Origin of the sequence: Undibacterium sp. GrIS 1.2 (genome assembly GCF_040544435.1) — a bacterium.
GTDB lineage: Bacteria > Pseudomonadota > Gammaproteobacteria > Burkholderiales > Burkholderiaceae_D > Undibacterium.
On sequence record NZ_JBEONP010000019.1, the window covers coordinates 57,395 to 81,196 of the forward strand.

The following is a 23,802-nucleotide window of genomic DNA, read 5'->3' on the forward strand; positions in this document are numbered from 1 at the left end:
TTTGGTCAAATTTTGGCTAATCAATTTAATATACTCCCCATAATTTTCTATAAAAATCCTATATCGACCAAATAATGTATGGACAATTAAAATATACCTATGGGGAGTATTAATTAATTCATCGATCGTCATTACTTTCCCTTACTCCTCTTCTTCCTTCGCTTTATCCTTAAATAAGCGGTAGCTCAACGGCAGTAACAGCAGAGTGAAAAAAGTTGCTGAGACAATGCCGCCCACAATCACGACCGCAAACGGACGTTGGGTTTCTGAGCCGATTCCGTGCGATAACGCGGCTGGCAATAAACCTAAACCTGCCATCAACGCAGTCATCAATATCGGTCTGAGCCTGCTGACTGCGCCTTCAATTGCGCTAGAAAAATCAGCACGGCTGATTTTCTCAAATTCTAATATTTGCTCCAGCATGATCACTCCGTTCTGCACAGAGATGCCCGCTACCGCGATGAATCCTACTGCAGCAGAAACAGAGAAGTGCAAGCCCGCCAGTGCTAAACCAGCGATTCCGCCTATCATCGTAAAAGGTACCATCATCAAGATAAGCATTGCCATACGGATGGAGCGAAAGGCCCAGAACAGTAATGCAAAGATCAGGAAAATCGTTATTGGTACAATGATTTCTAAACGCTTGACTGCACGTTGCTGATTCTCAAACTGACCACCCCAGACGATGTAATAACCGGACGGTAAATTCACTTGTTCAGCAACTTTTTGCTGCGCTTCTGCCACAAAACTGCCTTGATCTCGTCCTAATAAATTCGCTTTGACCGAGGCATTGCGGCCACCAGCTTCGCGGCTGATACGTGCCGCTCCCTGGCGCACCTCTATGCGCGCCAGATCAGCCAGATCAATCGTGCCTGCACCGTTAGGTAAGTTGATTTGCAGACTGCCAATGCCATCTATCGATTCTCTGTAGGCAGCTTTTAATCGGATGGTGATGTCAAAGCGTTTGTCGTCTTCATAAAACGTGCTGACGGGTGTGTCGGCTAAGGCGGTCTGTATCGTATTATTGACATCCGACACGTTGATACCCAGACGTGCAATTTTTTCTCTGTCAATCACAATATTGAGTTGTGTTTGACCACCGCTTTTGATTGCGTCCACATCACTTGCGCCACGAATGCCTTTGAGTATTCCAGAAATCTGCTCACTTTTTTGAGTCAGGATATCCAAGTCCGGACCAAAAATTTTGACCGCGATTTCACCTTTGACGCCCGATAGAGCTTCTTCCACATTATCTTGTATCACTTGGGAAAAATTAGTCGGTACGCCTGGTAGTGTCCCGATCTTGGCGGTCATGCTTTCGATCAGACTTTCTTTATCGGCGAATTTCCATTGATCGTGTGGTTTTAGATCAACCAGTATTTCCATACTGTTAGGACCTTTCGGATCAGTGCCATCATCTGGGCGGCCGACTTGGGATACCGCGGTGCTGACTTCGGGATAACTCAGCAAAATAGCTCTGACCTGACGCTCTACTTCACGCGTTTTCTCTAGTGCAGTGGAGGGCGGCAAGCTGACGGTCAACCAGATATTTCCTTCATCCAGCTTAGGCAAAAATTCACTACCAAGCCGGGGCGCCAGTAACAAAGTAATCGCAAGTACGATGCAAGACACGATCATGACTGTGCGTTTTTGTCCGTCAGCTTTATAGAGTAGCTTTCGGTACCAGTCCTGTATGGCTTGCATCCAGTTGCTATGCTTTTCTGCCAGACTATGACGCTTCATCGTCAGCGCCAGTAAGGTCGGGATCAGGGTCATGGTCAAAATCAAGGCACCCAACATTGCAAAGCTTAACGTTAAGGCGACAGGTGAGAAGATTTTTCCCTCAACCCGCTGGAAAGTAAAAATTGGAATAAATGCCAGAATGATGATGGCTTTGGCAAACAGAATAGGGTGTCCCATTTCAACCACGGTTTGTTTCAGCACCTGTTTGCGCCAGAGGAAGAGATTACTCTGATGTTCTAAATCATGGTGTTTCAGGGCCAGCCGCACCATTAATGCTTCGACTAGCACGACCGCGCTATCGATGATGATCCCAAAGTCTACTGCCCCCAAAGAAATCAGGTTGGCAGGAATGCCTTTTAGATCGAGCATGATAAACGCGCATAGTAGGGATAGCGGTATCACCGTTACCACGATTAACGCAGCGCGCCAATTGCGTAAAAACAGGATCAATATCGTCATCACTAATACCGCACCGACGACTAAGTTTTCAAATACTGTTTTGACCGTATGGTTGAGTAACTCGGTACGATCATAGATCTGATGCAGACGTACACCTTTTGGCAACTTGGTATTGACGACTTCAATTTTTTTCTTCAGCTCAGTAATGATCTTGGCCGCGTTACCGCCTTTGACCATTTGCACGATGCCAAGAACATAGCTGTCACCTTGGTTATAAGAGATGTTGCCAGAGCGTGGGCGGCTACCAATTTCTACATCGGCTACATCCGAGAGTAATACTGTCTTGCCGTTTTTTGCATTGACAATGACGCGACCAATATCTTCTTTATTGTTGAATAAGCCGACTCCGCGGACGATCAGCGTTTCGTCACCACGACGAATAGCGCCGCCACCAACGTTAACATTATTATTTGCCAGTGCTTGATTGACTTGGTCTAGAGTGATGCCATAACGTCGTAAGGCATTAGGATCTACCTGGACTTGGTATTCTTTTACAGTGCCACCAAAACTGACGACATCTGCAACACCTGAGACGATTCTTAATTCAGGCCTGACGACCCAATCTTGTAAAGTGCGGATGTCGTTTTCTGACATGCCTGCCGGTGCATCAATCACATAACGATAGATTTCACCAACCGAGGTCGTTAACGGTGCAATGCTGGACTGAATGCCATTCGGTAGTGTTACGCCTTGTAATTTTTCCAGTACTTGCTGGCGCGCAAAGTAGTCGTCCGTACCGTCATTAAAGGTAATGGTAACAACCGACAGACCGATAATCGATACCGAGCGTACTTGAGTCTGGCCTGGCACACCACTCATCTCGCGCTCTATCGGTAAGGTGATGGCTCGCTCAACTTCTTCCGCCGCTTGTCCCGGGAATTGAGTGACAATTTGTACTTGTACATCCTGCACATCGGGGAAGGCTTCAATCGGTAAGTTGCCTAGTGCGCGATAGCCAAATACAACTAGCGCTACTGTCAGTACTAATACAAATACGCGCTGAGTCAGAACAAAATCAACAAACTTATTGAGCATGAGAAGCCACCTCAGCATTGAGTAACAAGCTGCCTTCAGTGACTATCCGTTGACCCGCATTTAAGCCGCTATCGACATAGCTATTTTTCTGGCCACGTCGAACAACGTTGACACGCTGTTTTTGGAATTCACCTTCTTTTTTCTCAACAAAGACATAGCTATAAAGCCCCTCCGCGATCAGGCTTGTATTCGGCACCTTGATGGCTTTTTTGTCGCTGTCACTGAGAAAAGAAATTCGGGCGAACATCTCAGGACGTAGTTTTTGATCGTGATTAGATAATACGCCGCGCACTTGTATGCGTCTGGTGTTCGGGTCCAATGCTAAGCCGACCCGATCTACTGTGGCGTCGAACAATTGATCTGGATAGGCATCAAATGACATTGCCATTTTTTGGCCTGGATGAATGCTGGCGATGTAACGTTCAGGTACATCAATCAAGACCCACAGTTTGCTTAAATCACTAATCACGAATAATGAATTTGGTGCATCAGGACGCACCTCCATACCGGGATTGATTTGTTTGTCTGCAACCAGGCCAGCGATCGGCGCTTTTAATGAGAACTTGCCGTTTTCGTTACCGACTGCGTTCAGGTTGCGCATATGCAGGCTGCACCGCTTAGTTTCTGCTACGGCTTGTAAAAAATCGGCTTCGGCGGATTCAAAATCTTTGCGCGCAATGACTTCGTGCTCGAACAGATTTTTTGCCCGGTCAAAGGCTAATTTCTTACGTTGCTCATCCGCTTTTGCTTTAGCCCAGTCGGCATCTGCAGTGGCTAAATCTGGTGAGTCCAGTTCAGCCAGTGATTGGTTCTTTGCTACTTTGTCACCTGCTTCAACATGCGATGACAATACGCGTCCAAGAACGGGGGAGCTTACTCGTGCGGTGACGTTTTCGTCGTAGGCTATTTTGCCATTCATCGCCTCCGCGATTGGAATACTAACTTCGCTGACGGCGGCCACTTTGATTGAAGACAGTTGAGGTGCATTGTGGGGGTAACTAATTTTCCCTGTATCGGGCTTTACATCTGACTTCGATCCAGCTGATAAAGTAGCTGGCGAATCAGTTTTTTTCTCTGTTGCTTTAACGGAGGTAACGATATAGCTGGTGGCACAAACTACGATGACGGTTACTACAATACCAAAACCCAAATTAATTATTTTATTGCGCTTCATTTCTTTTCTTCTTCCTCTATGCTGATACGTAGGGCAGCTTGTACTTTGGCGAAGTCAGCTTGGGCATTAATCGCATCCATCTCAATGGCGCGATAAGTTCGCCTTGCATCAAGCACATCCATTACACCAAGTGCACCATTTTTAAAGGCGAATTCCGCCGCCTCGGCAGAATTGCGGGCAGCGCTTAATAATTCACCCTGAAAACGTGCGGTCATTTCTTTCGATGCCTGGGCAGATTCGATTAAAAGTACTAGCTCATTGCGAGCTGCTTCTTTGGTTTTTTCTAAGCTCTCATTGGCGGCATCTACTGCGCTCTCTGCTACGCGTATTTCGCCCTGAAATTCATAGCGGGTAAACAAAGGAATCTGTACGCCAATGCCGAAACTGTTACCTGAGCCTTGAGGATTGCTGGCGCTAACCGGGTAATGTTCAAACTGAACGCCGACAGAGATATCTCTGGTTCTTGCTGCCAGTGCCAGCTTACGTGCAGCCAGTGCCGCATCTAGCCGCGCTTTTGCAGCCAATACATCAGGACGTTTTTGTATGACCAGATCCAGCTTATCCTGCACCTCAGGCAGTATTTGTGCGGGCCAATCATCGACAGCATGCACGCTGTTAGCAGATACTGTTAGACCTAATAAAGAAATCAGATTCGTTTGTGCATGCAGCAGATCGGATGCTGCTTGTCGTGCGTCGTTCTCGGCGCGCAAGGCATCTACCCGGATTCTGGCAGCGTCTGCTCCTGCGATATCACCAGCTTTCTTTCTCTTTTCTGCGGCGGCTTGTGTGATAGAGAACAAATCTCTGGTCTCGTTGGCAATGCGTAGTTTATGTTGTGCTGCTATCAGATCAAAATAGGCTGCGCTGACGATTTGCTTGGTTTGTCTGCGGACATCGTGCCAGTCTTGGTGTGCTGCGGTTTCCAGATAGCCGGCATTCTCAATCCGTAAATCACGTTTGCCGCCTCGCTCTATTAATTGATCTACTCTGATCGTACTGTCGACCGTTTTGTCTTTAGGCTTGCCTGCACCGATCCCCAGCTTGGGATTAATACCAGCGGTCTGCAGCGTCAGCATGGGATTAGGCGGTGCTGACGCTATCGTTTTCATCGCGCTGGCAGTATCAATCGCAATGTTGCCAAGCTTGAGATCGCGGTTGTGCTGCAATGCATATCCCAGCGCTTGCTGTAAAGTCAATTGGGGCACCAACGATACGATATCTTGCGCATCATGTACTGACGAGTTGCTACTATTCTGGACGGAGGCAGAGGTGGTGCTATCGATTAAATTTGCTTGTGCTGAGATTGGTGCTAGCAGACTGATCGTCGTAAGCCCTATTAAAATGACAGCAGATCGGGCTTCCCATGAGTTTGACGAAATCATTACGGTTTCTCTATACAAAAAGGCAGAGATAAAAAAGCATTTTTTTGCTTTTTAAAATTTTTTCGGAGCTAATTTGACGTATGTTTTAACGCCATTATTAGCCGCTGTTTTAACGCCATTATTAGCCACTGTTTTAACGCCATTATTAGCCACTGTTTTAATGTCAGTTGTACTACGTATATTAAGCTATTTCCTTCCGGTTTATTTGTATTTTTTTAGTCGTTATGAAAGCAAACATCATACTCAACTTCGCCAAGATGAAAGACCTGAATCAGTGACTTTCGCCCGATATGGCTCAACAAAAATGTTTCCAAATGTTTCAAAATGTTTAGGGTGATTTACGAAAGAATATTTTCGTAACAAGCATTGGTAGTTATTGATATGCTTTGATGCCGATAGCGCAATGAGTTGTCATCAACTATTGATATGACTAAATCAGCTTGGAGTGATTTAGAGTTTGAGAAAGATTTTTAGGCTTGGAATGAGGTAAATAGTCAATTGCTTTTGTACTTTGCCGGAGACTTCATTTGCAAATATCTCTGACGATTTTCTTCTAACAAAAATGATGGATTTTTAGCGATTTGTATTCAATCGAATATGCCAGGCGTTAAAAAAATGGGCAAAAAAAAGCGCTTGAGATTATTTGTATTAAACAATCACAAGCGCTTTTTTACTTTTACTTCACACAGCTAATGCATTTTAATGTGAGTTTTATTTCATCATCTGACATTGGCGCAATTCACAACGTGCCATAAACGTGCCGCCGCCTTCACAGCTCATACGATAAATTTCTATTGGGCCAGGTGGCGTCAGCAAGCCCGCTCCTTGTCCTCCGTTGCAGTTGTTTTGTTTCGCTAGTTTTTCTACCGTTACCGATGAACTTCCAGGACGGAATTCTACTTTTTGCAGCGACGCAGTTCCATTACCATCCATTATTTGACTAGAGGTCCCGTTGCTGGATGACGCGAACTTTGTGCTGTAGGCACCGGGTGTAGTGATTAATTCAGAACCATTGACCCCAGCTTGACCCGTTGTTGCATCGACCAATTGCAATTTGCTGCCCGCCGATATAAACCCTAATTTGACTTCTTGCCAAACAAAATAATTTTTTCCAGCTTCAGTCATAATACTTAAAACGGATCCGTTTTCTGCTTTTGATACCAACTTGTGTTGACCAGGATTAACGCTGACTAACATGTAACTTTTTGACGTAGTCTGGCCGATTTCCTTTCCGTCAAGTTCTACCGGCATTTTGCTGATGGCACCAAAGAGTTCATTGCGATAAATGTAGATATTGGCTTGGCTTGGATTCGTATTAAAGGTTTTAGCTCGTACATCCTGCTCTTGGCTGGCCATTTGTACCGATGCACAGCCAGTTAACAGACCGGAAGCCAAGCTAGATAGCGCTATTACGCTGAGTGTAAGTAATCTGAGTGATCTGAAAGAGCCGAGCAAACGTTTCATGTTTTTCCTGTTGATAAAAATAGCGTTCCTATTTAAGCAAATTCTTGCTGACATGAAAAGCTAAATGTTACAAATGGAGAAATGCTCGCACGATGCTTTGGTGTCGCCGCCACAAAGTTGGTGTTTAGTTTCTGCATAATTACATTTAAATTTGAATTAGCTTGCATACGTAGAAAAAAAATTATCAGGGAATATGCTTTTGATTTTTACGGATAAATATTTAATGTTTCGTTTGAGACACAAAATTTCACGAATTTCGCCAACTTTTTTTGTAAATTCACCTACACTAAAGTTGTAGGGTGCATAAAAGCAAAGTGTCAGAACTCTAGTCAGCTTGCTTTGTCTATCAGCTTATCGGTCTATCGCTATCAAAGGAGATCAGTATGAAAATCTTTGACAACTACACAGCACGGTATGAGAGGACTCGTGAAGAAGAATATTCTTTGCCAGAGTTCTTAGAATTATGTAAGAAAAATCCATTGGCCTACGCCACCGCCCCCGAACGCATGCTAGCCGCGATCGGTGAGCCAGAAATGGTTGATACGCGTCATGATTCCCGACGTTCGCGCATCTTTTCCAACAAAGTCATCAAAATTTATCCCGCCTTCCGTGAATTTTATGGAATGGAAGAGGTGATAGAACAGGTCGTATCCTATTTCCGTCATGCTGCACAAGGCTTAGAAGAGCGCAAACAAATTCTATATTTGTTAGGTCCCGTTGGTGGCGGTAAATCTTCGATAGCCGAAAAGCTGAAGTATTTGATGGAGAAGATTCCATTTTATTGCATTAAGGATTCGCCCATCAACGAATCGCCTTTAGGCTTGTTTGATGAGGCGGAGGACGGAACGATTTTAGAGGAAGATTTTGGTATTCCAAGACGCTATTTACGCAATATCCCTAGTCCTTGGGCGGTTAAGCGTTTGCATGAATTTAATGGTGATATTAATCAATTCCGTGTGGTCAGGCGTTACCCATCTGTATTGAAACAAGTAGCGATTTCTAAGACCGAACCTGGCGATGAAAATAACCAGGATATTTCTTCTCTGGTCGGCAAAGTAGATATCCGCAAATTAGAAGATTATGCACAAGATGATCCCGATGCCTACAGTTACTCGGGTGGCTTGTGTCTTGCCAACCAAGGCTTGATGGAATTTGTAGAGATGTTTAAAGCGCCAATCAAGGTGCTGCATCCGCTGCTGACGGCAACGCAAGAAGGTAATTTTAAAGGTACAGAAGGCTTTGGCGCGATTCCGTTTGAAGGCATTATTTTGGCGCACTCAAACGAATCTGAATGGAAAACTTTTAAGAACAATAAAAATAATGAGGCTTTTTTAGATCGTATTTATATTGTCAAAGTACCGTACTGCCTGCGTGTCAGCGATGAGGTAAAAATTTACGACAAGCTGGTACGTACATCTTCATTGTCCGAAGCACCTTGTGCTCCGGGCACACTAAAAATGATGGCGCAGTTTGCGGTGTTATCACGACTAAAAGAGCCGGAAAATTCCAGCATCTTTAGCAAGATGCAAGTCTATGACGGTGAGAACTTAAAAGACACTGACCCCAAAGCAAAATCGCGCCAAGAATACGCGGATTATGCCGGCGTTGATGAGGGAATGAATGGGCTTTCTACCCGTTTCGCTTTCAAGATTTTATCGAAAGTATTTAATTTTGATAATACAGAAGTAGCTGCAAATCCCGTTCATCTCTTGTACGTACTGGAGCAGCAAATTGAGCGTGAACAATTTGCCCCAGAAACGGAGCAAAAATATTTTTCCTACATTAAAGAATATTTAGCACAACGTTATGCAGAGTTTATTGGTAAAGAAATTCAAACTGCTTATTTAGAAAGTTATTCCGAATACGGACAGAATATTTTTGATCGTTATGTGACCTTTGCCGATTTTTGGATACAAGATCAAGAGTTCCGCGACCCTGATACCGGCGAAAGTTTTGATCGTGATGCACTGAATAATGAATTGGAAAAAATTGAAAAGCCAGCTGGCATTTCCAATCCCAAAGACTTTAGAAATGAGATCGTCAATTTTGTGTTGCGTGCCAGAGCACAGAATGCCGGTAAAAATCCTACCTGGACAAGTTACGAAAAATTACGCACGGTCATAGAGAAAAAAATGTTCTCTAATACCGAAGAGTTATTGCCAGTCATTTCATTCAATGCCAAGGCGAGCGCCGACGACGCTAATAAGCATCAGGAGTTTGTGTCGCGCATGGTTGCCAAAGGCTACACGGCAAAACAGGTACGCTTGTTATGCGAATGGTATTTGCGAGTGAGAAAGTCTTCTTAAGCTTAAAGCCGCGATGATTGGGTTGACTCAATCTAGGTGAGGTTTTAAAACAGTATCTTTACAGGAGACCGCTTTGGTTCATCTGATCGATAGACGAGTTCAGGGAAAAAATAAATCTGCCCCAAATCGTGAGCGGTTTTTGCGGCGTTATAAAGGGCAGATTAAAGAGGCGGTCGCACGCGCGATCAAAGGGCGTTCAATTACTGATTTTGAAAATGGCGAAAATATTCGCATTCCAGTTAAGGATGTAAGTGAACCTACCTTTGGTCATGACCGAGGTGGTGTGTGGGAGACAGTGCAACCTGGTAACCAAGAATATCTGAAAGGTGATCAGGTTGCCCGGCCCAAAGGCGGTGCCGGATCAGGCAAAGGGCAAGCAGGTAATAGCGACGAGTTAAGCGAGGATGATTTTGTTTTTCAGCTTAGCCGTGAAGAATTCATGAATTACTTTTTTGAAGATCTGGAGCTGCCAAATCTGGTTAAAACTCAGCTGGCATCTACTACTGATTTCAAAAGCCAGCGCGCTGGTTACAAAACCTCGGGCACTACTTCCAGCTTGCATGTACTCCGTTCTTTACGCGGCGCTTTAGGGAGGCGTATTGCGGTCGGCGGCAGATCTGCGCGACGATTAAAACAAGCAGAAGCCGAAATGGCGGATTTGTTACGTACTGTCTCTGACATGGCGGATGAGCGTATCGTCTTGCTAAAACAAGAGATACATCATCTGCGTACGCGTTTGCTGGCAATCCCATTTATTGATCCGTTTGATCTGCGCTACAGCAATCGCATCAAAGTACCGAAACCCTCTACGCAAGCAGTTATGTTTTGTTTGTTAGATGTATCGGGGTCTATGGACGAACAAAAGAAAGAAATCGCTAAACGTTTCTTTATTTTGCTGTATCTGTTTTTGACCAGAGCGTATGAAAAGATTGACGTGGTGTTTATCCGTCATCACACAGCGGCATTAGAAGTGGATGAGAATGAGTTTTTTCATTCTCGCGAATCAGGCGGTACCATCGTATCTTCTGCTTTGCATTTGCTGACCAAGATCATCAAAGAACGTTATCCCAGTGGTGATTGGAACGCCTATGTAGCGCAAGCCTCTGATGGCGATAATTGGGATAACGATTCTATCGCATGCCGCCAGTTATTGATCAATACAATTATGCCGCTGGTGCAATACTATGCATACGTAGAAATCACCGAAGGCGATCCCCAAAATTTATGGGAAGAATATGCCCAGGTAACAGATCATCATGCGCACTTTGCGATGCAAAAAATTCGGACACCTGCAGATATTTACCCAGTGTTCAGAGAGTTGTTCAAGAAACAAAGCAAATGAGGTCGTCCATGGACAGCGACAAAAACCATACTGCAATTAGTAAGACAGAAAGCACTGGTGAAGTGGATGAAACCAGTAATATCAATGCCAACAGTACCAAGCTTGCCAATCTAAACGGCGCCGCTATACCGACTGACGGAGCGCGTCCTAAAAATCCTCAACGTTTGCCGGAACAGTCCGAATGGACGTTTGAGTTAATCGAACAAGTACATGATGAGATCCGTCGCGTTGCGCAATATTTTCATCTCGATACTTATCCTAATCAACTAGAAATCATCACCGCAGAGCAAATGATGGATGCTTATGCATCCGTTGGTATGCCGGTCTCTTACCATCACTGGTCTTTCGGTAAGCATTTTGTATCGACTGAGAGAAATTACAAACGTGGCCAGATGGGCTTAGCGTATGAGATCGTGATTAATTCTGATCCTTGCATCTCCTACTTAATGGAAGAAAATAGTTTGACCATGCAGGCTTTGGTAATTGCCCATGCTGCGTATGGACATAATTCTTTTTTTAAAGGGAATTATTTATTCCGGACCTGGACGGATGCCGATGCGATCATTGACTACATGGTATTCGCCCGAAATTATGTTAGTGATTGTGAGCAGCGTTATGGTGTAGAAGCGGTGGAGTTATTGCTAGATTCTTGCCATGCTTTACAAAATTACGGGGTTGATCGCTATAAACGTCCCGCTAAATTATCTCTGGCAGAAGAGCGAGAAAAACAAGAAGAACGCGAGCGATATTTGCAATCGCAAGTTAACGACTTATGGCGCACTTTGCCACGCCGCGATGAGACAGTAGCGAGTGAGGAAGTGCTACGCTTTCCTCACGAACCGCAAGAAAATCTACTTTACTTTATTGAAAAATATTCACCGTTGCTAGAGCCGTGGCAGCGTGAATTAGTGCGTATTACGCGTAAGATTTCTCAGTATTTTTACCCCCAACGCCAAACCCAGGTAATGAACGAGGGATGGGCAACCTTTTGGCACTACACGATTTTGCATCAGCTATATGACGAGGGTATCGTTGGTGATGGCTTTATGATTGAGTTTTTACAAAGTCATACAAACGTCGTTTATCAGCCGCCTGTGACCAGTCGTCACTTCAGTGGAATTAATCCCTACGCGCTCGGTTTTGCGATGATGCGTGATATCCGGCGTATTTGTGAAAATCCAACTGAGGAAGATAAACATTGGTTCCCAGATATTGCTGGCAGCGATTGGCAAAAGACGTTAGATTTTGCGATGCGTAATTTTAAGGATGAAAGTTTCATCGCCCAATTTTTATCACCTAAATTGATACGTGACTTTCACTTCTTTGCGGTATTGGATGATGATAGCCAGGATAAATTAAATATCTCTGCCATCCATGATGAAAACGGTTACCAATACCTACGCCAGCAATTGGCAGGACAATATAATCTGGGTAATCGCGAACCTAATATCCAGGTCTGGTCCGTTGATTTGCAAGGCGACAGGGCGCTGACGCTGAGGCATACCGAATATCAACGGCGTCCATTAAACAAGCAAACCGATGAAATGCTCAAACACGTAGCGCGCTTGTGGGGATTTGATGTGTATCTGGAGACCGTCGATACGCAAAATAAGATATTGAATACACAAGAATGTAAATGGGAGAAACGCAGTCGCATGCGTTAAGTCCGGTTGAATCGCCTTAAGCAATTACGGCGTTCTTAATAAGCGCCATAAAATGCAAATACCTTAGATTAACTTAGATTAAATTTGCAACAGCCCTCAATTAATGTCGGTCTATCGGATAGAATAAGCGCAGCACTGATGCGTATCCACTGTGCGATGCAGCAAGCATCGTTAAGAAAAACATCAGAATTCTCTCAGCTAAACCATTCGACGGAGTGTGCAAGATGTACCTCGACCATCCAAAAATTTCTGCAACCCACAGCGAGACAGAGCCGGACAGGCTGGAGCGTTTATACCGAGTATATGGCTACGCAATTGGTCTAGCGGATGTCGATGGCAACACCACTTGCATTACCAAGTTAGCCAAAGTCCATGATCACAAAGGTACGCTGATGGTGATCTGGCATGTTGCACCGACCGAAAAAGAAAAGCAGTATTTTGTCCGCGCCTGGCAAAGTAAAGTAGGTGATGAATCCTCACAAGTAGAACACGCATTGATGTTGGCTGAGACGCCGATAACAGCGGTCGCAGCTTGATTGGTTTTAGGCCGAATAGCTGAGCTTATTTCTTTATAGATTTTAAAAAAAACGCCATGCAATCTTAATTGCATGGCGCTTTTTCGTAAGTCCAAATTTTTAATGCAATTTCAAATCCACTAGCAAATCAGAAATTCCCGTCCAGCCAATTTCAATACCAATACAAAGCAAAATAAAAGCAGATAAACGTAGCAAAACGATCGCTCCGATATCACCTAAAAACCGCTCCATATTGCGTGCAAAACGGTAGCACAGATAGATTACCAAAGTCGTCAACAAAACCCCAATAGCAGAAGCAATACTGGTGATCAGAAAATCCACCGGCTTGTTTGGCATTTGTGTACCCAGTGTGACCGATGCTGCAATTGTTCCGGGACCGACCGTTAACGGAAAACTAAAAGGATAAAAACTACGACGGCGCAATTCTTCTTTGCTCCATATACCTATTTGTGACTCGGCAACCGAAGTCCGCAACTTATCTTGCTCTTGGTCATTCAATAGCTTCCAGCCTGCCATTGCTACAACAATCCCACCCGCTACTCGCACGATAGGGAGTGATATACCGAAAAAATCCAGAACATAAGAGCCGATAAAAATCGCCCCCATCAACAAGAAAAAACAATTCAGCGCAATACGCTTTGCCAGACGACGAGCAACCATCGTCTCAATCGGCCCCGTCATAGAGAGAAAAATCGGCGCAATCGCTATCGGATTTAAGATGGGCAGCAGCGTGATCGGAACTACGATCAAGGCCTTAAAAAAAACAATCACCGAAATGCTCATAAAAACTCCTGAAAAATCTGATACTTGATTATAAAGTTGTATTGGGGTTTAGAGCGAATTTGCTTTATTTATAGACTTCCAAATGGTAGCCCAATCATTCTGCGTCTTCTGGCACGAAAATGGCACGCAAGCCGCAGAATGATTGGACGATGTTTTTTAATTTTTTAAGAGTCAGATTCTAAATTTTAAAAATCAAACTTCAACTCACCCACCATAGTGCGCTGTGTGTAAGGATGAAAAGCCCAGTATTTGGCATTGTTAAGATTGTCGATGCCGAACGATGCAGTCCATTGCTTGGCGACTTGGTATTGCAGGCGCAAGTCCATTACAAAAAAACTGGAGAATCCGGTGTAGGTTTTGCCGTTAGGATCGCTGTTGTCTAAGGTGCCGTATTGCTTGCCGCTATAACGTGCGCCGAAGGTGGTGGCGAGTTTGTCGTTGACTTTGTAGCTGCTGACAAAGTTGGCGCGCCAGTTAGGTACACGTGGTTGCCACATGCCGACGCTGGAGGGGAATTTATCGTTTTTTACGATTTTTGAATCGGTGTATGTCAGGCTGGCAGTCAGGTCTAAGCCGCGTGTAATGACGTCATTTGCCATGTACGCCAATTCCAATCCGGTGGTGTGGATGTCATCAATATTTTGGATATTGGTGATGTTAGGTGTGACGCTGACATTGGTTTGCGAATACAGCGCATCCTGCGTACGCTCATGGAATAGCGTGGCGCGCACCATGCCAGTTTCTAAGCTTCTCTCTACGCTCCATTCTGAGGTCCAGGATTTTTCTGGCTTTAAGTTCGGATCGTTATTGACGATGGTGTTGACGCTGACCGATCCCTGATATAACTCGGACACAGTCGGCATACGTACAGCGCGACCGACGGATGCTTTGATCGTCCAGTCGCTATCGGCTTTGTATGCCAGGGCGGCTTTGGGCGAGAAGGCGGTTTCTTTCCGTGGAATAAATGGCAAGCTGCTGGTGGCGGTAGAGATGACACCATTATTGGCAGTCCACTGCTCTATACGGCCGCCGAGTATGGTTTTCCATTGCGGATTGATACGCCACGCATCTTGCGCATATACGCTTTGTAATTCGGTATTACCCCGGAAGCCGGAGAATACCGTGCTGGCTGCACCGTTAATCCAATCGCTGGTATTGGAAACCAAGGTGCGTAGTTTGTAAGCTTCGCGCTGATAGCCGAATTCAACCGTATGATCTTTGGCCGCTTCTGGACGCCAGATGCCTTTGAGTGCCAGCGTGTTCCAGCCAGTACCGTTCATATCGGTGATGCGACCTGCGCCGCCGCTGTTGGCTTGCGGGATTGCAACGATAGGTGCGCGTGCGATATCTTTGCTGTAATCGTAAAGGCTGGCAGCGATTTCCCAGTCCCACACGCCTTTGGTATTGCTCTTCAGGTTAAGCCCGTGGGTGACATGCTCCAGGCTATTGGTACTGTTGGAAAAATCGGTCGGAGCCAGGGTATATTTTTTGCCGTTGACATTGATGTCGCCGTTAAACACCGGATTGCCAGCAGCATCGCGCAGATAGCTTTCTACTGTGCTGGTCATATTATTGCGCCAGTAGCCCAAGGTATAGCTGGCTCGTAGCGTGGGTGTAATGTCGTAAGCGACTTTGAATTTGGCGTGGTCTTGCACCGTATTGTATTGACCCGTTGCACCAAGGATGAGCCAATCTTGATTTTTCGGATTTTTATCCAATATCGCACCGCTCACTGGCGTACCCAAATTGCTGGTCACGCCTGCGGATAATAATTTATTCACGAAGACAATAGGGTGACCATCGCTATCGAGCCGGTTGACATTCGCCCACCATGACCAGTCACCTTGTTTGTCGCCTAGCGAGGCGCTGAGCTGATGACCGCTATAACTTTTATCGGTGCCATATTGCTGAAAACTCTCACTAAAGGCCATGACTTTCGCATGGGCTTCAAATTGGCTGGGCATCCTTGTGATGTAGTCCACCACCGCACCGACCGAGTTACCAGAATATGCTGCTGAAAACGGACCGTAGAGGACGTCGACACGCTCGATCTCCTCTGGCGTCACCAGTCCCCAGCGCGGCGTATAACTTGCGCCATTACCCATTAAGTTCGACAGTAATATGCCGTCGGCATACACCAGCGAGCGGGCGCTATTGCCTGTGCCAGATGCGCGCGTTGCGAGCACGGCATGGTTGTAGTCACCAATGTAGCGCTTGCGCACTAGCAAGCTAGGCAGATATTTGAGTGCGTCTTCTGCATCCGTCGCATTGATGGTTTGTGCTAGCGTTTTAGCATTGATACCTTCGATCGTAGTCGGGATTTCGGTCGGCAATGAGGAGGGACGTCCGGCAGTAATCAGAACGCGATCGGCAATATCATTGCTGCCAACGACGATACCGCTAGCGGCGTCATTATTACTATTAGCCGCCAGTACGCTGGCAGACAGCAAAGGCAATGCGGCGGCAATGGCGATGCTGAGTGTGTGTCGGATAAAACGATCGCTACGCTGAGGCGACGGATTTTGGGAGGGATTCTTATAAAGCGTGAGGGTTATAAAAGGATTCATGATGTGGGCAAACTTTAGAAAAAAAGAAACGCACGCAGCACCGCATTCGCTGGTGAGCGCAGGACAAAACCTGATCAAATGATTAGATGATCAGACGTTGAGCAAACAGATTGTTTTAATCTAAAGCAGGTGGCCCACGCGCCGGTAAAGGCGCAGAAACCATAGAGGCAAGCCGTGCCGCTGGAATAGCGCGCAGGGCATAAGACAAAGTATGTGGTGGTTCTACGATGTCTTGTTGAGGAAACGCATTAGTGATGCCGGTTGCCAGGCAGAACGAGCAATCCAGCAAATGCGACATAGATTGGCCAGTTTTGCTGGATTTGCCATCAGCGGATAAGTCAGTGCCAGAGAAATCGCCGCTAGTCTGGCTGATTATCTTGATGCCCGTGCTGGTACAAATCACATTCATTGCCTGCGGATTGAACACCGGAGCCGCAATTGCCACGCCCAATGCCGTAACGTACAAAAAAAGTACGAGGGCAACCAGTTGGCGGGAGAGGCGGGGCATGTTCATGGAGGCGGATTATAACAGCGCTGTAACAACTGGATACAAATTGGCTTCTGTCGTGGCGAATTTCTGATCAGGTTTGTTTGGCGTAGTGATATCCAGCGACATCCCCAGCGACATGTCCAATGATATCAGCCGCGATCGCCGTAAAGCTGCATCTGGCAATAGGTGAAAAAGCGGCGTGACGCGCCGGGTAGGAGTAAAAATCATCTAAATTGTTCTACAAAATACAACGGACTTCTTTTTGCAACACAGATAGAATGTTCGACACTGTAGGCGAGCCATCAAAACTTGATTGTCTTGCCCTGCTATTCGCTTTTCCGTTATTTTTTTGGTTCTTTTATTGATCTTGCTCTCAGAGGATTACATGCAAAAGCGTCGCCCTGTTTTGTCACTCGCTATGTCCCGCGTTTTACCTCGTATTTTGTCCCCGCTGGCAGCCAGTTTATTAATGCTTAATTGCATTGCGGTTGCTAATCTTGCGCATGCTGCGGATGCCGCTACTTCGGTTGCGACTCCAGCGACCCAGTCTACAAATAAACCAGCGCCTGTGCTTGCAATCAAGGCAGGTAAATTGATTGATGTAGAGGCCGGTAAGGTATTGCTCGATCAAATTATTTTGGTACAAAACCAGCATATTCTCTCTGTCGGTTCTAGCAAAACTATGGCGATCCCGGCAGGTGCGCAAATCCTCGATTTATCTAAATCTACGGTGTTGCCAGGCTTGATCGATTCGCACACGCATCTGACTGGCAATGCACATCAGCATGGCTATGCCAGTATTGGCACTTCTAATATCCGTGCTGCTTTGTATGGTGTACGTGCTGCACGCGACACTTTGCAGGCCGGTTTTACGACAGTGCGTAATGTCGGTGCAGATGGTTTTGGCGATGTGGCCTTGCGCGATGCGATCAATGACGGAGATGTACCTGGCCCGCGCATGCTGGTTTCTGGCTATGCGCTGGGGATTACCGGCGGTCATTGCGATAATAATTTATTGCCGCCTGAATATAACGATGTCGGTAAAGGTGTGGCCGACGGACCTTGGGCCGCCCGCGCCAAGGTGCGCGAGATGGCGAAGTATGGTGCCGACTTGATTAAAATTTGTGCGACCGGCGGGGTGTTATCCAAAGGCGATGCTGCCGGTGCGCAACAATATACGCTGGAGGAAATGCAAGCTATTGTGTCTGAAGCCCACAAACTCGGACGCAAAGTCGCAGCGCATGCGCACGGCACCAGCGGTATCAATGATGCTATCCGCGCCGGTGTCGATTCGGTAGAGCATGCCAGTTTGATTGATGCAGAAGGCATGCGCATGGCGAAAGAAAAAGGTACTTATCTGGTCATGGATATTTATGACGATGACTATATTTTGAGTGAAGGCGAGAAGGCAGGATTTTTACCAGAGTCCCTCGCCAAGGAAAAAGAGATCGGTCAGCTGCAACGCGACAACTTCCGCAAAGCATTTGAGTTCGGCGACAAAATGGCGTTCGGTACTGATGCCGGCGTGTATCCGCATGGCGACAACGCTAAGCAGTTTTTCTACATGGTCAAATATGGCATGACGCCGATGCAGGCAATCCAGGCAGCGACAATTAGCGCTGCTGATTTACTCGGCTGGAAAAATAAAGTCGGTAGCATCAAGGCGGGAAAATTCGCGGACATTATCGCCGTAACAGGTGACCCTATGAGTGATGTGACGGTACTGACCAAGGTTGATTTTGTGATGAAAGATGGCGAAGTTGTGAAATCATCTTTAACGCAATAAGGATTGTTTGCTACATATTTCTCCTTAGTAAATTTTATAAAAAAGGGGAGTATATTGGTAAATATGTCTTAACGTCCAAGTATTGTATGGACATTAAAATATACATGGGTGGAGTATATTTTCTGGATAAGAGGCGTCGCGTGCTTAAAGTACGAATAAGCCGGAGTGCTTCAACCTCGGGATTCTAGTCTTTTGGTATGGCGAGCTTTCGGAAACTTGAACTTCCCCCTCATCCCTGTCTTCTCCCGCTAGCGGGAGAAGGAGTTACAGCAGATGCTAAAGTCGCTGTTACAGCCAAAGCCAACGTAGACAATAAATATTTAATACAGCATTACAATTAAATCCTGATTCAAAAATTTAAAAAAAGGAATTCTTTTGGGACAGCAAACATTTGGGCAGCAACTGATACGTACCAAGCCAGTTGATGCCAGCGGCAGTGAGGTTGAGGCAGGTAGCAGCAATGGTTTACATCGCTCGCTAGGCTTGTTTTCTTTAACCATGATTGGCGTCGGTGCCACGATTGGGACCGGTATCTTTTTTACCATGGTAGAGGCAGTCCCGAAGGCAGGCCCTTCGGTGATTTTGTCCTTTATTCTGGCGGCAGTGACGGCAGGTCTGACTGCACTATGCTATGCCGAATTGTCATCCCGCATCCCCGCATCAGGCTCTTCATATTCATATGCTTACGCTACCGTCGGCGAGTTTCCTGCGTATATCGTCGCTGCTTGTTTATTATTGGAATATGGGTTGGCTGCCAGCGCTACGGCGGTGGGTTGGTCGGATTATTTAAATAATTTTTTAAGTAATCCAAATTCATTCGGCTGGCATATTCCCCAAATGCTGCGTTCAGCGATGATCGTGTCAGGTGTTAACGGGGTCGAGATTCACCCGGGACAATTTAATTTGCCACCGATTATTCTGGTAGTTGTTTGCGGTTTTTTATTATTACGCGGCACCAAAGAATCTGCGACAGTCAACGCGATTATGGTGATGATCAAATTAGTGATACTCACTTTTTTTGCGGTGATCGCATTCTCAGGTTTTAATGCTGAACACTTTACGCCATTTTTTAAAGCAGCAGATGCGCATGGCCCCGGCGGTATGGCTGGAGTTGCTGCTGCGGCGGCAACTGTATTCTTTTCTTTTATTGGCTTAGACACAGTGGCAACAGCGGGTGAGGAAGTTAAAAATCCTAAACGGAATGTGCCACTGGCGATCTTGTCGGCATTAGTGATTGTCACCGTATTTTATTTGTTGGTAGCGGTCGCTGCGGTCGGTGCTCAGCCTGCAAGTATGTTTGCCGGACAAGAGGCAGGTCTTGCCGTGATCTTACAAAACGTCACTGGTAAAGCATGGCCTGCATTGATCTTATCCGCAGGTGCTGTAATTTCGGTATTCAGTGTGACATTGGTGACGATTTATGGCCAGACTCGGATCTTGTTTGCGATCAGTAAAGATGGACTGATTTCGCCCTCATTCCAGCGTTTGCATTCTCGTACTCAAACACCAACGAGTAACACGATTATTGTGTGCTTGGTCGTCGGCTTAGTCGCGGGTCTGGTAGATGCTACCTTCTTGTGGGATATGGTTAGTATGGGGACACTGGTCGCGTTTATCGTCGTATCCACATCTGTACCTGTTATGCGCGCAAAACGGATTGGCGCCGGTAGTGGGGGGTTCCGTGTTCCGTTTGGCCCGTATTTTTTGCCTGGGCTTAGTATTCTGGCGTGCCTATATCTGTTGTTCGGGCTATCTGCGACTACATATTATGTATTTTTCATTTGGATGGCAGTCGCTATCAGTATGTATTTTTTATATGGCAGGGGACATTCACGTCTGAGCCAAAACGACGAAAAATAAATATTGGTGTAGACGCAATAGCATTGCGCCATAGACCAAATTTTCCATGATGGCTTTATGGCGTATCAGACAGGCATACGGTTAGCGATTGATCGTACTTATTATTTCTCAAGACGGTGATATATGAAATCGAAATTGAAAAAAATCTGCAATGGAGTAGTCGCTGCAAGTAGTCTGGCTGTCTTCGCTTTGATGACGCCGTTATGCAGCGCAAAAGCTGAGGTCATTGGTAGCGTTGATACCGCTTTTATCTTGATCGGTCCTGATCATAAAATTTTGGTCGAGGCCTATGACGATCCAAAAGTAGATGGTGTCACTTGCTATATCTCCCGCGCTAAAACTGGCGGTATTAAAGGCGCCGTTGGTTTGGCAGAAGATAAGGCAGAGGCATCCATCGCTTGCCGTCAGGTTGGTGTGATTGGCTTTAAAAAGCCGATGCCGCAACAGGAAGAAGTGTTCAATGAACGGCTATCCGTTTTATTTAAAAAACTCAGAGTAGTTCGTGTCGTGGATGTCAAACGCAATGCTCTGGTTTATCTGACTTATTCTGATCGCCTGATCAACGGTTCGCCACAGAATAGTGTCACGGCTGTCGCTGTAGATAAGGGCACGCCGATTCCTGTGAAGTGAACTCGATGAGTGATGCACTTAATAATCAGGCGGCTTACCGGCGCTGAGCATCAAACTGATAGTATTTAAATTGGTTTGATGCTGATATGCAGGCTTAGATTTAGGCTTAGATTCACACTTAGATCCAGACTAAATTCAAGCTTAATAAAGGCAAGCTGAAAAATCTTCAAACGCACCATAACTAGGTGTCGTTCGCCGCGCCACCTGGGGTGCTGTCAATGATGCTGCCGAGGGTGTTGTCGCGTTAGACAAGGGGTCACATAAGTCAGCCGGTATTTCACTTGTGACCGCATTTGTGATACTTGAAGCAGACCGATGCGGCGGACTGTTTTTCCAGACAAAATCCATTGCATTTGAATCTGAAAATAAACGGCGCACCGGATGATAGCCAAAATATAAATACGCAATTGGTGTTTCGAGATTATCTTTGCTGTGTAATATTCCTTGGTCGCGGCTGCGGATTGCGCCATCTACCAAATTGCCTTCCAGATTGGCGCTGCTATCTGGAAAACGCACAGTCACTCCGGCAGTATCTACAATCGTATTGTGAATAATTTTGCTGCCTGCTGCGTGATTGATATAAATCCCGTCATCAGAACAGGAGGCAATCAGGTTGGATTGAATTACTCCGTTGTCTTGTTCGGTAATGCAGCGAGTATCTCGACAATACTCTTTGCCGGTACCGCCACCACCTAAAGATAGTCCAACACGCTGGCCTGTTGTGCCTTGTAAAAGATGTTCGCAAATCACCATATTTTGTTCAAATACATTGCGTGATCCGGCACCTTTGGCGAATGCGCCGTAGCTGATTCTGTCTCCCTGATCTTTAATAAAATCACCTATCCAATTTTTACGGATAACCCAGTCACTGGCAGCGACCAGATCGATCAGTGTCACGGGATTGCTAGTTTTTCTGGCACTGGTATTTGTCAGTGTGTTGCCCTCAATCAGACCATGATCTGGGAAGTGTCCATCGCTGCCATTGATTTTAAAATGCGCGTTGAAATCGATAATCGTATTATTGCGAGCCATAAAATATCGGGCATCTCCGGTCACATGGAATGCATGTTCACAATTCTCGTGGTACTGACAAACACCGCGTATAGACAAATTTTCAAACGTCCAGTAAGGAGCAGAAACCTGAAATCCCTCACCAAGATTAAATTCTAAAAATACTGTTCCCGGGTACGCTGCCCTTAGGGTAATCCGGTCGTTTTTTGAACCCGCTTTATTGACCAGTAGCGGCGTTCCTACAAAGCGATATGTACCCGGCAGAAGCGTGATTACATCCCCTGGGTTGGCGTTGCTAAGTGCGGCTATTATCTGGTTATTTGATGCTACGATGATTGAAGCATGGGTATTTTTTGGCGCTACGTCATTCACATTGAGATTGGTTTGCGCTCCAATCTTGGTCCGTTCTTTCGTATGTAATTGTGGAGTGCCACGATCCAATACCATCAAAGTCTTGCTCATCCATTCACCGATACTGACGATGGTCGGATTGTGATCTGATGTCCGGCGTTCAATATAAGGGGAGAGCGCCCGAGGCGTTACTCCCATATTTTGTAGAAAAAAAGCGACCGAAGCACCAATCGCCAACAGCACTGCGATAAAAAACAATAAGCAGATTACATAGCGCCTGAAAGGTCGGGATGATCGAATTTTGTGGGGCATATTGACGCCTATTAGTGACTATCAAGAATAAGTAAATGCTTAAACAGGTAGAAAAAAATCGAATTTGTATTTTCTAATTTGTCTGTCTTGCTCTCTAATGACGATCAGGTTTTATTGGTCGACAATTCCATGCGATACCACAATAGTCCTAACCATTCATATAAAGCGTAATGAGACCGCCGCATATTTTCGGCTGAAGTAAATAGATTGAAAATATCAAATTCTGATTCCGAGAGGAACATGGTCGGCGCCGCGACTACTTGTAGACCAGCATGCTCAAATGCGATCCTTGCTCTGTGCATGTGCATCGCATCGGTGACCAATAAAACCCGTTGAACTCCTGCTTGTTTCAGAATTTTTGCAGAGTATTGGGCGTTCTCATCGGTATTGGTCGCTTTATCTTCGACCCACTTAACCGGGATTAAATAATCTTGCTCCAGGGTGCGTTTCATATTGCCTGCAAGCGAAGTCTCATAACCGTTAGGTTGGCCAAATCCGCCAGTGACTAAAATCGGCAAGCCTGTCGCCCTATATAAATAGGCACCATATTGGAGTCGGGCTAAGGCGATATAGTCGGGGATATCATGATGTTGATATTCTGGACTGCGGGCTATTCTGCCAGCAGTCAAAATCACGATCGCATTTGCTTTTGCTGCTCTTGCCATGGCGGGTGAGCTAAGTGGTGTCTCTAATGCTTCTAATGGTCGTCCTAATAACGACGATCCCACACCAGTGCATAAAAAAAACAAAATGAAAATCGCGCTAAAGCGTATCGTATTACCGGCTCTGACATGTCGTTTTGAAATAAGCCATCCCACTAGATATAGAATAAACAAGCCCAGTGGCGGCAATAAAAAAATTTTTACAACGAGCGCGATTGTTCCAGCAAGAGTCATATTTTTTAGAC

The 23,802-nt window shown here is 45.7% G+C and carries 18 protein-coding genes; 8 read left to right on the top strand and 10 right to left on the bottom strand.

Going from position 1 to position 23,802, the window contains the following annotated elements:
* Positions 1–141: 141 nt before the first annotated feature.
* Genes AAKU61_RS10405 through AAKU61_RS10415 form a run of 3 tightly spaced genes read right to left on the bottom strand, consistent with a single transcriptional unit; the run spans position 142 to position 5,793 of the window.
* Complete coding sequence (locus AAKU61_RS10405) at positions 142–3,237, bottom strand: efflux RND transporter permease subunit (protein ID WP_354331959.1); 3,096 nt, start codon at positions 3,235–3,237, stop codon at positions 142–144.
* Positions 3,227–4,411 (bottom strand): efflux RND transporter periplasmic adaptor subunit, encoded by a 1,185-nt coding sequence (locus AAKU61_RS10410; RefSeq protein ID WP_322117857.1) that lies wholly within the window; start codon positions 4,409–4,411, stop codon positions 3,227–3,229. The genes AAKU61_RS10405 and AAKU61_RS10410 overlap by 11 nt, the downstream gene beginning before the upstream one ends.
* On the bottom strand, positions 4,408–5,793 hold the full coding sequence (locus tag AAKU61_RS10415; RefSeq protein ID WP_354331961.1) for a TolC family protein: 1,386 nt from the start codon (positions 5,791–5,793) through the stop codon (positions 4,408–4,410). Before AAKU61_RS10415 ends, AAKU61_RS10410 begins: the two co-directional genes overlap by 4 nt.
* A 73-nt stretch (positions 5,794–5,866) precedes the next feature.
* Here AAKU61_RS10415 and AAKU61_RS10420 point away from each other — a divergent pair, with 73 nt between their 5' ends.
* Positions 5,867–6,130, top strand: coding sequence for a hypothetical protein (locus tag AAKU61_RS10420; RefSeq protein ID WP_354331963.1), 264 nt, complete (start codon positions 5,867–5,869; stop codon positions 6,128–6,130).
* Between the two features lie 374 nt (positions 6,131–6,504).
* Here AAKU61_RS10420 and AAKU61_RS10425 read toward each other — a convergent pair whose 3' ends face one another.
* Positions 6,505–7,257, bottom strand: a complete 753-nt coding sequence (locus AAKU61_RS10425) for a DUF2846 domain-containing protein (RefSeq protein WP_354331965.1) — start codon at positions 7,255–7,257, stop codon at positions 6,505–6,507.
* 383 nt (positions 7,258–7,640) lie between these two features.
* Here AAKU61_RS10425 and AAKU61_RS10430 point away from each other — a divergent pair, with 383 nt between their 5' ends.
* The 4 genes from AAKU61_RS10430 to AAKU61_RS10445 all read left to right on the top strand — a co-directional run bounded on the left by AAKU61_RS10430 (position 7,641) and on the right by AAKU61_RS10445 (position 13,105).
* Positions 7,641–9,563 (top strand): PrkA family serine protein kinase, encoded by a 1,923-nt coding sequence (locus AAKU61_RS10430; protein WP_322117860.1) that lies wholly within the window; start codon positions 7,641–7,643, stop codon positions 9,561–9,563.
* Between the two features lie 73 nt (positions 9,564–9,636).
* On the top strand, positions 9,637–10,905 hold the full coding sequence (locus AAKU61_RS10435; RefSeq protein WP_354331967.1) for a YeaH/YhbH family protein: 1,269 nt from the start codon (positions 9,637–9,639) through the stop codon (positions 10,903–10,905).
* An 8-nt stretch (positions 10,906–10,913) separates the two neighbouring features.
* Positions 10,914–12,569 carry a SpoVR family protein gene (locus AAKU61_RS10440; protein WP_354331969.1) on the top strand — a complete coding sequence of 552 codons (1,656 nt, stop codon included), beginning with the start codon at positions 10,914–10,916 and terminating at the stop codon, positions 12,567–12,569.
* 224 nt (positions 12,570–12,793) lie between these two features.
* Positions 12,794–13,105, top strand: a complete 312-nt coding sequence (locus AAKU61_RS10445; RefSeq protein WP_322117863.1) for a hypothetical protein — start codon at positions 12,794–12,796, stop codon at positions 13,103–13,105.
* Positions 13,106–13,204: 99 nt separating this feature from the next.
* Here the strand turns inward: AAKU61_RS10445 and AAKU61_RS10450 are convergent, their stop codons facing one another.
* The 4 genes from AAKU61_RS10450 to AAKU61_RS10465 form a co-directional block, all read right to left on the bottom strand.
* Positions 13,205–13,888 carry a MarC family protein gene (locus AAKU61_RS10450; RefSeq protein ID WP_354331971.1) on the bottom strand — a complete coding sequence of 228 codons (684 nt, stop codon included), beginning with the start codon at positions 13,886–13,888 and terminating at the stop codon, positions 13,205–13,207.
* A 185-nt stretch (positions 13,889–14,073) separates the two neighbouring features.
* Positions 14,074–16,455, bottom strand: a complete 2,382-nt coding sequence (locus AAKU61_RS10455; RefSeq protein ID WP_354331973.1) for a TonB-dependent receptor — start codon at positions 16,453–16,455, stop codon at positions 14,074–14,076.
* Positions 16,456–16,570: 115 nt separating this feature from the next.
* Positions 16,571–16,963, bottom strand: coding sequence for a DUF2946 family protein (locus AAKU61_RS10460; protein ID WP_354331975.1), 393 nt, complete (start codon positions 16,961–16,963; stop codon positions 16,571–16,573).
* Between the two features lie 15 nt (positions 16,964–16,978).
* A complete protein-coding gene (locus tag AAKU61_RS10465; protein ID WP_354331977.1) occupies positions 16,979–17,173 on the bottom strand; it encodes a hypothetical protein in 195 nt (64 codons plus the stop codon).
* A gap of 157 nt (positions 17,174–17,330) precedes the next feature.
* Between AAKU61_RS10465 and AAKU61_RS10470 the strand changes: the two genes are divergently transcribed.
* The 3 genes from AAKU61_RS10470 to AAKU61_RS10480 all read left to right on the top strand — a co-directional run bounded on the left by AAKU61_RS10470 (position 17,331) and on the right by AAKU61_RS10480 (position 21,221).
* On the top strand, positions 17,331–18,731 hold the full coding sequence (locus AAKU61_RS10470; protein ID WP_354331979.1) for a Xaa-Pro dipeptidase: 1,401 nt from the start codon (positions 17,331–17,333) through the stop codon (positions 18,729–18,731).
* A 375-nt stretch (positions 18,732–19,106) separates the two neighbouring features.
* Complete coding sequence (locus AAKU61_RS10475) at positions 19,107–20,591, top strand: APC family permease (RefSeq protein WP_354331981.1); 1,485 nt, start codon at positions 19,107–19,109, stop codon at positions 20,589–20,591.
* Between the two features lie 192 nt (positions 20,592–20,783).
* Positions 20,784–21,221 carry a CreA family protein gene (locus AAKU61_RS10480; protein WP_354332002.1) on the top strand — a complete coding sequence of 146 codons (438 nt, stop codon included), beginning with the start codon at positions 20,784–20,786 and terminating at the stop codon, positions 21,219–21,221.
* A 141-nt stretch (positions 21,222–21,362) separates the two neighbouring features.
* Here the strand turns inward: AAKU61_RS10480 and AAKU61_RS10485 are convergent, their stop codons facing one another.
* On the bottom strand, positions 21,363–22,895 hold the full coding sequence (locus AAKU61_RS10485) for a right-handed parallel beta-helix repeat-containing protein (RefSeq protein WP_354331983.1): 1,533 nt from the start codon (positions 22,893–22,895) through the stop codon (positions 21,363–21,365).
* A 104-nt stretch (positions 22,896–22,999) separates the two neighbouring features.
* On the bottom strand, positions 23,000–23,791 hold the full coding sequence (locus tag AAKU61_RS10490; protein ID WP_354331985.1) for a YdcF family protein: 792 nt from the start codon (positions 23,789–23,791) through the stop codon (positions 23,000–23,002).
* Between the last annotated feature and the right edge of the window lie 11 nt (positions 23,792–23,802).

Excerpts from the sequence above, each read along its gene's own strand:
- AAKU61_RS10405 (WP_354331959.1), bottom strand. The coding sequence starts at position 3,237 with ATGCTCAATAAGTTTGTTGATTTTGTTCTGACTCAGCGCGTATTTGTA.
- AAKU61_RS10410 (WP_322117857.1), bottom strand. The coding sequence starts at position 4,411 with ATGAAGCGCAATAAAATAATTAATTTGGGTTTTGGTATTGTAGTAACC.
- AAKU61_RS10415 (WP_354331961.1), bottom strand. The coding sequence starts at position 5,793 with ATGATTTCGTCAAACTCATGGGAAGCCCGATCTGCTGTCATTTTAATA.
- AAKU61_RS10425 (WP_354331965.1), bottom strand. The coding sequence starts at position 7,257 with ATGAAACGTTTGCTCGGCTCTTTCAGATCACTCAGATTACTTACACTC.
- AAKU61_RS10430 (WP_322117860.1), top strand. The coding sequence starts at position 7,641 with ATGAAAATCTTTGACAACTACACAGCACGGTATGAGAGGACTCGTGAA.
- AAKU61_RS10440 (WP_354331969.1), top strand. The coding sequence starts at position 10,914 with ATGGACAGCGACAAAAACCATACTGCAATTAGTAAGACAGAAAGCACT.
- AAKU61_RS10445 (WP_322117863.1), top strand. The coding sequence starts at position 12,794 with ATGTACCTCGACCATCCAAAAATTTCTGCAACCCACAGCGAGACAGAG.
- AAKU61_RS10450 (WP_354331971.1), bottom strand. The coding sequence starts at position 13,888 with ATGAGCATTTCGGTGATTGTTTTTTTTAAGGCCTTGATCGTAGTTCCG.
- AAKU61_RS10455 (WP_354331973.1), bottom strand. The coding sequence starts at position 16,455 with ATGAATCCTTTTATAACCCTCACGCTTTATAAGAATCCCTCCCAAAAT.
- AAKU61_RS10460 (WP_354331975.1), bottom strand. The coding sequence starts at position 16,963 with ATGCCCCGCCTCTCCCGCCAACTGGTTGCCCTCGTACTTTTTTTGTAC.
- AAKU61_RS10465 (WP_354331977.1), bottom strand. The coding sequence starts at position 17,173 with ATGATTTTTACTCCTACCCGGCGCGTCACGCCGCTTTTTCACCTATTG.
- AAKU61_RS10470 (WP_354331979.1), top strand. The coding sequence starts at position 17,331 with ATGCAAAAGCGTCGCCCTGTTTTGTCACTCGCTATGTCCCGCGTTTTA.
- AAKU61_RS10480 (WP_354332002.1), top strand. The coding sequence starts at position 20,784 with ATGACGCCGTTATGCAGCGCAAAAGCTGAGGTCATTGGTAGCGTTGAT.
- AAKU61_RS10485 (WP_354331983.1), bottom strand. The coding sequence starts at position 22,895 with ATGCCCCACAAAATTCGATCATCCCGACCTTTCAGGCGCTATGTAATC.
- AAKU61_RS10490 (WP_354331985.1), bottom strand. The coding sequence starts at position 23,791 with ATGACTCTTGCTGGAACAATCGCGCTCGTTGTAAAAATTTTTTTATTG.